Origin of the sequence: Streptosporangium sp. NPDC023963 (genome assembly GCF_040639135.1) — a bacterium.
In the GTDB taxonomy this organism is placed as follows: domain Bacteria; phylum Actinomycetota; class Actinomycetes; order Streptosporangiales; family Streptosporangiaceae; genus Streptosporangium.
This window is the reverse complement of record NZ_JBEZZK010000028.1, coordinates 65,700-72,532: the sequence shown is the minus strand read 5'-3', so window position 1 is coordinate 72,532 and position 6,833 is coordinate 65,700. Positions and strand designations below refer to the sequence as shown.

The window sequence follows — 6,833 nt, the reverse complement described above, 5'->3', positions numbered from 1 at the left end:
CCCGCTACGACAAGCTCGCCGCCCACTACCGATCAGCCGTGACCATCGCCTGCCTACTGCTCTGGCTCAGATGATCCACAAAACAGGTCCTAGGGGTTTCGCCCCAACCGGCGAGCGCATGACGCCGTCGCCGAGATCCACCATCTGTCCTCGGGCTCCAACAAGTACCACTGGATCCTGGAGGCCGACATCCATGCCTGTTTCGACGAGATCGAGCACACGGCGTTGATGACCCGGCTGCGGGCGAGGATCTCAGACAAGCGCGTGAACGCGCTGGTGAAGGCGTTCCTGAAATCTGGGGTCATGACGACAATCGGAGATCGGGAAGCGACACCGGCCGAAACACCCCAGGGCGGCGTCCTGTCTCCGCTGTTGGCCAACATCGCCTTATCCGCGCTGGACGAGCACTTCGACCGGCAATGGAAGCAGGAGATGCGGACCGACAAGCGGCGGGCCAGGCGCAGGAGGAACGGCCTGGGCAACTGGCGGCTCATCCGATACGCCGATGATTTCGTTGTGGTCGTGTCGGGCGAACGCCACCATGCCGAGGTCCTGCGCGAGGAGGTGACAGGGGTGCTCGCCCCTCTGGGGCTGCGATTGTCACCGGACAAGACCCGCGTCGTCCACATCGACGAGGGCTTCGACTTCCTCGGCTTCCACATCCGGCGGATGCGTAAGCGAGGAACGCAGAAGTACTACGTCTACACCAAACCGTCCAAGAGAGCGATCCAAGCGATCAAGGACAAGGTGAAAGACCGAACACGCAGGGCCTACCAGGACATGCGCCCGGACGAGCTGCTGATCGGCTTGAACCGGATGCTGCGTGGATGGGCGAACTACTTCCGGCACGGAGTGTCCAAGGCGATCTTCGGCGCGATCGACCACCACGCGTGGCATCGCATCGTCGGCTGGATCTTCCGCGAACACTCCCGGATCAGCTGGCAACAGCTACGCCGCCGGTTCTGCCTGCCCGGCACCTGGAAGCTAGCCTGCAACGGCGTCGAGTTCACCGGCGCATCCAGCGTCAAAGTGATCCGCTACCGCTATCGCGGAACCAAGATTCCGACGCCGTGGACACAACCGGCAACCGCCGCTGCAGGCGGTTGACCACCGGGCAAGACACGCGCAGAGCCCGGTGCATGGAGACATGCACGCCGGGTTCGGCGGGCGGGTCAGGGAAACGGACTGATCGCAAGACCAGCACCGCGCCCTGGCCCGACCCAACTAGGCCCCAAACGGCGTTGATCTGGGCTGGTGAGAGGCCGAATGCAGATTCGGGGCTCAAGCCCCGTTTCCATCCGCAGGTTTCCATGGGCCGGTGTCCATGGAGCTCGGGGCCGGATGGGGATCACCTCGTCAGCAGGAGCAGGCCCCGGGCGTGTGGCGTGCCGTACGGCAGGCCCTGGCCGGTGCCGGTGGCCCCAGGACGGGCGGGGCCTCACAATGGGTGCTCATGAGCGGGGAGACCAGGGGCGCGCTGACGGCGGCCACGATCGCGGCGCTGGCCGAGCTGGGCCGCGTCGAGCGGGAACTGACCGGCTGGCGGTGGCTGCCGACCGCGGCCGAGCAGCAGGTGGCCGCCGAGCTGTTGGGGGTCGTGGCGGCCGGGAGGCCGACACTGTATGAGATCGCCGTCGGCGAGGCACGGGCGGACCTGGCCGAACTGGTCGGCCCGCTGCAGGCCGTCCTAGACCGGCATCTCTCCACGCGCGAGCAGGCCGCGGCGCCGGACCTCTTCGACGCCGCGGGCGTGTGGGCGGCGGTGACGACAGTGGTGCTGGCGGTCAGGTCCGCGCCAGGCGAGCAGCGGGTCCGGGTGCTGTTCGCCTACCAGCAGCTGCTGGTCCTCGTCGAGGCCGGCTACCCCTACTGACCGGGCTGCGGCCGCGCCGTACCAGGGCAGCCGGACATCACCGTCAGCCGCAGCCCGGGATCCACACCGGCGGATCGGGCGCGGTCAGCGGGTAGGGGGCGAGCACGGCGGCCACCGCGGACCCGTCCAACACCATCGCCTGCTCCAGCGCGTTGGCGACCGCCTCGATCGCGTCATTGACGGCGGGGGCCCCGATTCCTGATCAGCAGATCAGGCAGTTCTCAACGAGGTTGATCATGCTCGGGGAGCTTTGACGGCCGTGATGCGGGCGGCGTACACCCGGTAGGCCTTGCGCGCGGCCGGGTCGGTGCCGTCGACGAGGGCGACACTTTGCTCCAGGGCGGCGCGGTGAAGGGCAAGCGGGGCCGCGAGGCGCACCGAGTGGCCCTGGCCACGGCGGATGATCTGCCCGGTGATGAGGGCTTGGCGGACGGGGCCGTCGCCGGCGGCGCGCAGGTGGTCGGCCAGGAGGCCGGGCAGATCGAGGATCACGATCAGGTCCGGCGCAGTCGCACTGGACCGCTCGCCGGGGCCGACCGAAGCGACCTCGAATTGGTGGGGCAGAGTGCGGGCACCGGCGGCGTCTAGGACGCGGCGGATGGTTTTGGGGACGACCTGGTGCTGGCCTTACCGGCACCCCGAGCTGGAGGCCGAGCACCGCCTCCTCGGCGTCGACCAGGACGACGGCGAGGGCGTCGACCAGGCGGCCGCGGTGGTGACCGGGTGGGAGGCGGACCTGACCGAGTTGGCCACCCGCCTGTCCCGGCTGGCCTCCAGCGCGGCCGGCACCGCCCGGGGCCACGCCGCCACCGCCGCGGACTACCACCAGGCCGCACGCCTGGCCGGTCGAGTTCAGCAGGACGTCCCGGACGTCCGGCAAGACGTCCCCGCAGACGGTCAAGACGTCCCAGACGTCCGCGAGGACGTCCCCGTCGAGGAAGACGTACCAGCCGGGCGAGGGTGGAGCGAGACCGATGTGTGCCTGGCGCGCGTCGACGGCCGCTGGCACCTGTACGGCCCTGACGGTGACCTGCACGTCCCGGAGTTCGGGCTGTTCGGCGAAGGCATCGCGGCCCGCGACCAGGCCGGGGCCCAGGAAGCGGCGGCCGCCGTCGTCACCGCGCTGGCCGGACGGGCGGTGACGAGCTGGGATCATGATGCCTGGAGCCGCTCGATCTACGGGGAGTCGACCTGGTACGCCTGCCTGACCGACTGATCAGGTTCCCCGGCTGACGCTCCACCCTTCAACAAGGGTGACACTCCGTAAAAAGATCACCACGATTTGTCAGTGTCGTTCGCTACCTTCCCTCCGACGGGACACATCCGCTGGATAGGAGGGGCAAATGGAGTTGAAAACCGCCACGGACGAGCTGTCGCTGCTCGCCGAGCGCGCCGTCAACCTGGCAGGTGACCGGGGGGTGAAGATGGTGCCGGTCGCGCCGATCACACGACAGGGCGCCTACGTCTGCCTGGATCCCGAGGACATAGACCTGGAGGACTTCCTCGACCTGGTCGTGGCTGCGCAGCAAAAGCTCGCCTACATCGAACCCGCCCCGTTCGACGTCGACGACCTCGTCGAACTCGCCGAGGACGACGTCTTGGGCGAGGAGCTCGATCCGGTGCCGCGCGCCCAAAGGGCCAAGCTGCGCCAGAGCGCGCCCGGTTCAACGGCTGGACGACCAGCCTGGAGGTGGCGTTCGTGTACCAGGGCGTCGTGCACCGCTGGGTCGCCGACGCCTCCTGGTACGAGCAACTGCGCATCGAGGTGGACGCCGTCGTGCCCCCTGAGGACGAAGACGGGGGTCCGGTAGGAACGGAACGGCCAACCCGGGTTGGTGTCACATCCGTTGACAAGATCACCGCGAGCTGTTGTGTCACCAGGCACAACACCGTGTTTCCGGAAGCTCTTCGCGAGTCCTGCGCTACGTCCTCGGGCGCGTTTCCGGAAGCCGGTGGCTGATCTACTTCCGGAATTGAGTGATTTCGGAAGTAAGACCTGACGTGCTGACGACGCTTTCACAACCGGCGATCATGCTTTGAGCGTCAACGGATGTGACATCAACCCGGGCTCACCGTTCCGTTCCTACCGGACCCCCAGCTACGGCGAACGGACATGTAGCCCTGTGTAATAGCGCTTGTCCTCGTTTCCCCTGGCGGGGCGCCTCGTCGAGCTGAACGAGTGATCGCGGGCGAGGTGGAGGGGGCACGGGTGCGGCAGGACTGGGAGCTGGAGGACCTGATCGAGATCTGGACGTGCTCGAAGACGACATGAAGAGGGTGCGGAACAAATCCAGCCCGGTCGGGTGTGATCAGGGAGCGAGCACGACCGTCTTGCCGGGTAGCCGCCCGGTGCCGGCTTCCTCATGCACGGCGGCCAGCTCGGCCACCGGGCGGTGGGCGGCGACGTGGAGCCGGAGCTTGCCGGCATCCACCTTGGCGACCAGCTCGGTCAGCTGGGCTCCGTCGCTGCGGACCCACAGGCTCGCGCTGCGCACTCCCCGGGCGGGGTCCTCGGGAATCGGGCCGGCTGTGCTGACGGCGACCCCGCCGTCGACGACGTAGTTCGTCAGCTGCGCGAGCTCCTCCGGGGAGACGCGCACATGGTTCACCACGACCTGGAACGGACCGCCCACGGCGGCCGGGCCTGCGGCGGGGGCGAGGGGGCCCACGACCCGGTCCGCGCCGTAGCCCCGAAGGCGGTCGGCGTGCTGCGGCGCGTCCACTGCGGTCACGTGCGCTCCCGCGTCGACGGCGAGCTGCACCACGAGGCTGCCGACCGCGCCCCCCGCCCCATTGACCAGGACGGTCTGACCGGGCTTCAGCTCGGCGAGCTCGAACGCCGTCTGCCAGGCCGCCAGGCCGGTCAGCGGCAGCGCCGCGGCGTCGACCAGCTCGGTCGTCCGGGGCGCCGGGGCCAGGGACTCGGCCGGGGCGAGCACGTACTCGGCGGCGCCGCCGGCGGAGCCGAGGGGCAGCATCGCCACGACCCGGTCGCCGACCTCCAGGCCGATCACGTCCGCGCCGAGTTCAGCGACGGTGCCCGCCAGGTCGATCCCCGGCACGTACGGGAGAGTGATCGGGATCATCTCGGCCAGGACACCGGCGCGGATGTGGTCGTCGACCGGGTTGAACGATGTGGCCGCCACCCGCACCAGCACCTGCCCGGTGCCGGGGACAGGACGGTCGACGTCCTCGTAGCGCAGGACCTCGCTGCTGCCGAACTCGTGGAAACGCATTGCCTTCATGGCACTTTCCTCCAGGGTGTATTGATGTCGTCGCCAACGGATGAGGCGATCAGGCGGGAAGGTGAAGCACGTCGAGGCGCTCAGATCAGCTGCACCGACCGGGTGGAGTTGCCCATCACCATGCGGTCGATGGCGCTCACGGCGCTGCCGGGGTCATCGGCGGCGCCGACGGTGAGCAGCAGCGGGACGAAGTGGTCGGCCGTCGGATGGGCGACCGCGGCGCCGGGTGCCTTGTTGTGGTAGTCGGTGAGGGCGTCGGCGTCGCCCCGGGCGAGGGCGTCAACAGCCCATTCGTCGAAGGCCGTGGTGTCGGCGGCGAGCTCCGGCCGGCGGAAGACGGCGAAGCTGTGCGTCATGAAGCCCGAGCCGAGGACGAGGATGCCTTCTTCTTCCCAGTGGGCCGAGACGACGACGATGGCCCGGGGTTTGGGCATCGGCTGGGCCCAGTCGAAGAAGTCGCTGAGCCACTGTGGATCGTCGAGGGTGAACGGGGCGCCGTGGCTGACGAAGAGGCTGGGCAGGGGACCGTCCGGGGGGGGGGTTCCACACCCGCTGCTCGCGCGCCTGTGGCAGAACCTCGGCAAAGAGATCGTCGTACGCCGCGGCCGCTGTCCGCGACGGAAAGGGGGGAAGACGGGCCGTTCGGGGTGGCCAGGCTGCTCGTGGTGGTGATCGAAATCAGCTCCTTCACTTGCCTTGACAAGTATTTTCACTTGCCTTGGCAAGTGAAAAAGTACCTCATTAAAGGTTGCCTAGGCAAGTGATGTGAGTTGTCCGGGCAAGTAAGATGGGTCTCATGGACACTCAGTCGCCCTGGCTCGACGACGGCCAGCAGGACCTGTGGCAGGCGCTCCTCACGGTCGTCATTGCCCTCCCGGCGGCCCTCGACCGCCAGCTGCAGCGAGACGCAGGCATCTCCAACTTCGAGTACGGGGTTCTGGCCCAGCTGTCCATGGCCGACGAAGCCACAATGCGGCTCAGCGACCTTGCCCGGGTCTGCGACAGCACCCAGCCCCGCCTGTCGAAGGTGATGGATCGCTTCGAAGCCCGCGACTGGGTCACCCGCCGACCCGACCCCAGCGACGGTCGGTACACGCTCGCCACCCTGGCCGACGCCGGCCGGCAGAAACTCGTCGAGAGCGCACCGGAACATGTCGCGCAGGTGAAGCGGCTCGTGTTCGATCCGCTCAGCGCCGCGCAGCGCCGCCACCTCGGGGCCGCACTCACCCGCATCGCCGCTACCGTGCGCCGGGAAACCGAAGGAGGCTGAGCGCCGTCCTCAGTCGGGGCCTTCCGGTCAGTCCTGCCACGCCGGTTGTAGTACGTGGGGAAGTGTGGACCTTGTCGACGGTGTAGCTGTACGCCGTGGCGAAACCGCGCTCCACCCGGACCGGGACGATGGCACGCCGAACACCGTCAGAGAGCAACCACAGCTTCTCTCGCAAACGACCCATTCGGCCTTCGGGGAGGATCGGTGCGGATTTTGGCGGTAAGAATGCAAGGAGGGGCCTTCCAGCAGCTCAAAGCATCCCGTGTCGCCCGTCATATCCCGGCGGAACCCGATCGATGGTGGGTCTAGTTTCCGAAGCGCCGCAGGTAGCGAGCTCTACCGCTAATTTCCGTACCGATCCTCCCCGAAGGCCAGGACTGGCGACGATGACCACGGGCGTCCTCGCGGTGATCAAGCTGAGAGGTCCGCGAAGAGACGTTCCGTG

Annotated in this window: 8 protein-coding genes and 1 pseudogene; 6 read left to right on the top strand and 3 right to left on the bottom strand. The window is 68.2% G+C overall.

What is annotated here, in order from left to right; all coding sequences use genetic code 11:
• Positions 1–105 precede the first annotated feature (105 nt).
• The 3 genes and pseudogenes from AB0F88_RS43090 to AB0F88_RS43080 form a co-directional block, all read left to right on the top strand.
• Positions 106–651 (top strand): annotated as a pseudogene (locus AB0F88_RS43090) (reverse transcriptase/maturase family protein); the annotation flags it as partial.
• Between the two features lie 18 nt (positions 652–669).
• Positions 670–1,107: a group II intron maturase-specific domain-containing protein gene (locus AB0F88_RS43085; RefSeq protein ID WP_362698030.1), complete on the top strand. Its 438-nt coding sequence runs from the start codon at positions 670–672 to the stop codon at positions 1,105–1,107.
• A gap of 211 nt (positions 1,108–1,318) precedes the next feature.
• Positions 1,319–1,873: a hypothetical protein gene (locus tag AB0F88_RS43080; RefSeq protein WP_362698015.1), complete on the top strand. Its 555-nt coding sequence runs from the start codon at positions 1,319–1,321 to the stop codon at positions 1,871–1,873.
• A 234-nt stretch (positions 1,874–2,107) separates the two neighbouring features.
• Here the strand turns inward: AB0F88_RS43080 and AB0F88_RS43075 are convergent, their stop codons facing one another.
• Positions 2,108–2,365 (bottom strand): hypothetical protein, encoded by a 258-nt coding sequence (locus tag AB0F88_RS43075; protein WP_362698012.1) that lies wholly within the window; start codon positions 2,363–2,365, stop codon positions 2,108–2,110.
• A 106-nt stretch (positions 2,366–2,471) separates the two neighbouring features.
• Here AB0F88_RS43075 and AB0F88_RS43070 point away from each other — a divergent pair, with 106 nt between their 5' ends.
• Together AB0F88_RS43070 and AB0F88_RS43065 are read left to right on the top strand one after the other, a co-directional pair.
• Entirely contained in the window at positions 2,472–3,089 is a 618-nt protein-coding gene (locus AB0F88_RS43070; protein ID WP_362698009.1) for a hypothetical protein, read from the top strand.
• 127 nt (positions 3,090–3,216) lie between these two features.
• Entirely contained in the window at positions 3,217–3,684 is a 468-nt protein-coding gene (locus tag AB0F88_RS43065) for a hypothetical protein (RefSeq protein WP_362698006.1), read from the top strand.
• Positions 3,685–4,182: 498 nt separating this feature from the next.
• Here the strand turns inward: AB0F88_RS43065 and AB0F88_RS43060 are convergent, their stop codons facing one another.
• Positions 4,183–5,118 (bottom strand): NADP-dependent oxidoreductase, encoded by a 936-nt coding sequence (locus tag AB0F88_RS43060; protein ID WP_362698004.1) that lies wholly within the window; start codon positions 5,116–5,118, stop codon positions 4,183–4,185.
• A gap of 80 nt (positions 5,119–5,198) precedes the next feature.
• Positions 5,199–5,702 (bottom strand): hypothetical protein, encoded by a 504-nt coding sequence (locus AB0F88_RS43055; protein ID WP_362698001.1) that lies wholly within the window; start codon positions 5,700–5,702, stop codon positions 5,199–5,201.
• A 212-nt stretch (positions 5,703–5,914) separates the two neighbouring features.
• Between AB0F88_RS43055 and AB0F88_RS43050 the strand changes: the two genes are divergently transcribed.
• A complete protein-coding gene (locus tag AB0F88_RS43050; RefSeq protein ID WP_362697998.1) occupies positions 5,915–6,388 on the top strand; it encodes a MarR family transcriptional regulator in 474 nt (157 codons plus the stop codon).
• The last annotated feature ends 445 nt before the right edge of the window (positions 6,389–6,833 follow it).

What these genes read in the sequence shown, in the direction of transcription:
- AB0F88_RS43085 (WP_362698030.1), top strand. Translation starts at nt 670, where the DNA reads ATGCGTAAGCGAGGAACGCAGAAGTACTACGTCTACACCAAACCGTCC.
- AB0F88_RS43070 (WP_362698009.1), top strand. Translation starts at nt 2,472, where the DNA reads ATGGTTTTGGGGACGACCTGGTGCTGGCCTTACCGGCACCCCGAGCTG.
- AB0F88_RS43065 (WP_362698006.1), top strand. Translation starts at nt 3,217, where the DNA reads ATGGAGTTGAAAACCGCCACGGACGAGCTGTCGCTGCTCGCCGAGCGC.
- AB0F88_RS43060 (WP_362698004.1), bottom strand. Translation starts at nt 5,118, where the DNA reads ATGAAGGCAATGCGTTTCCACGAGTTCGGCAGCAGCGAGGTCCTGCGC.
- AB0F88_RS43050 (WP_362697998.1), top strand. Translation starts at nt 5,915, where the DNA reads ATGGACACTCAGTCGCCCTGGCTCGACGACGGCCAGCAGGACCTGTGG.